We start from the raw sequence: 2,124 nt of genomic DNA, 5'->3' as shown, positions 1-2,124 counted from the left end.
CCCTCGAGAAACCCCTCACCGCGCCCCCCGCCCCGGGGTGAGAGCAACGTTCCCGGGCGGTCACCCGTCGCCACAGGCCGGAAACGAGTCGTCCCTACCTTCGGGTGGACCAGCCGGAGAAATCGTGGAGGCGTGAGATGACAGCCCCGAGCAGCAGCATCGCACCGCGCAAGGGGGGCCGCTGGATCGAGCAGTGGGACCCGGAGGACGAGACGTTCTGGAAGGAGACGGGGGAGAAGGTCGCCAGGCGCAATCTGTTCTTCTCCGTTCTTTCCGAGCACATCGGGTTCTCGATCTGGACCCTGTGGTCCGTGATGGTGCTCTTCATGGGGCCCGAGTACGGGCTCACCCCGGCCGACAAGTTCTTCATCATCTCCATGGCCACCCTGGTCGGCGCCATCGTGCGGGTGCCGTACACCTTCGCGGTCGCGCGCTTCGGTGGCCGGAACTGGACCATCGTCTCGGCGAGCATGCTGCTCATCCCGACGATCGCGGCGTTCATCGTGATGGAGCCGGGGACGTCCTTCGGGACCTTCCTCGTGTGCGCCATGCTCGCCGGTGTGGGAGGCGGGAACTTCGCCTCCTCCATGACCAACATCAATTCGTTCTTCCCGTTGCGGAAGAAGGGGTGGGCTCTTGGGCTCAATGCCGGGGGCGGCAACATCGGCGTGCCCGTCGTCCAGCTCGTCGCGCTCGCCGTCATCGGGGCCAGCGGCGGTCCGCGGGTGCTGCTCGGGATCTACATTCCGCTGATCGTCGTCGCCGCCGTTCTCGGCGCCTTCTACATGGACAACATCACGTCCGTGAAGAACGACACCGGTGCCGCCAAGGAGGCGGTGAAGGACCCGCACACCTGGATCATGTCCTTCCTCTACATCGGGACGTTCGGGTCGTTCATCGGATACAGCTTCGCCTTCGGGCTCGTACTGCAGACGCAGTTCGGGCGTACGCCGCTGGAGTCCGCGTACGTCACCTTCATCGGGCCGCTGCTCGGCTCGCTGATCCGGCCGGTGGGCGGCTGGCTCGCCGACAAGTACGGTGGCGCGAAGATCACTCTGTGGAACTTCGTCGGCATGGGCGCCGCCACCGCCGTCATCGTGGTCGCCTCCATGGAGAAGTCCCTGCCCCTGTTCACCACGGCGTTCATCGTGCTGTTCGTGCTGACCGGGCTCGGCAACGGCTCCACGTTCAAGATGATCCCCGGCATCTTCCACGCCAAGGCCACCGCCATGGGACTCACCGGGGAGGAAGCCGCGTCCTACGGGCGGCGGCTGTCCGGTGCCTCGATGGGGCTCATCGGGGCCGTGGGCGCGCTCGGCGGTCTCGGCATCAACCTCGCCTTCCGGCAGTCGTTCCTGAGCGTGGGGTCGGGCACCGGGGCCTTCGTCGCCTTCCTCGCCTTCTACGCGGTCTGCTTCGGGGTCACCTGGGCCGTATACCTTCGCCGCCCGGCGGCGGCCGAGTCCCCGACGGTGACCGCTTCCGAGGCGAAGCCACAGCTCAGCTACGCGGAAGTGTGACGTAACACGGACGACATCAAGCGGAACCGAGCCTGTCACGCATGATTGACAGGCTCGGTCATCCGCCATGATGCGGGCAAATAGGGCGTGCGGCAGGCGCCCCGGAGCAGGACGCACCGGCCCTGGGACCGGGCGCCCCACCACGGAGGCTCCACGCGAGACGCCCCAACCCAGCGGGTGACGCAGGACGAACACCACTCGAGCGGGACGAGAGCCATGTACGAAGAGCAGCGGCAGCGACCGGAGCAACGCCCCGAGCAATCAACCGAGCAGAACCCCGAGCGACGACCCGAGCGACGATCCGAGCAGCCGGCCGGACAGCGATCCGAGCTGCGAGCCGACCGGCCCGATCACGGCCCCCTCGCCGGCTTCACCGTCGGCGTCACCGCCGCCCGCCGTGCCGACGAGCTCGGAGCCCTGCTCCAGCGGCGCGGCGCCGTCGTCATGCACGCGCCCGCCCTGCGCATCGTGCCCCTCTCCGACGACAGCGAGCTGCTCGCGGCTACCAAGCAACTGCTCCACGAGGCCCCGGACATCGTGGTCGCGACCACCGCGATCGGGTTCCGCGGGTGGGTCGAGGCCGCCGACGGGTGGGGGCTGGGAG

2 protein-coding genes are annotated in these 2,124 nt (G+C 68.2%); both read left to right on the top strand.

The window, feature by feature from the left end; genetic code table 11:
• Nucleotides 1-137 precede the first annotated feature (137 nt).
• Entirely contained in the window at nucleotides 138-1,520 is a 1,383-nt protein-coding gene (locus tag AOK17_RS32715) for a nitrate/nitrite transporter (protein WP_055616200.1), read from the top strand.
• A 216-nt stretch (nucleotides 1,521-1,736) separates the two neighbouring features.
• The coding region (locus AOK17_RS49100; protein ID WP_245697525.1) for a uroporphyrinogen-III synthase at nucleotides 1,737-2,124 on the top strand (388 nt) is incomplete at its 3' end.

It is taken from the genome of Streptomyces phaeochromogenes (assembly GCF_001418655.1).
GTDB classification, from domain to species: Bacteria; Actinomycetota; Actinomycetes; order Streptomycetales; family Streptomycetaceae; genus Streptomyces; species Streptomyces phaeochromogenes.
Note: the sequence above shows the minus strand (reverse complement) of the source record. Positions and strands in the feature narration are given on the sequence as shown.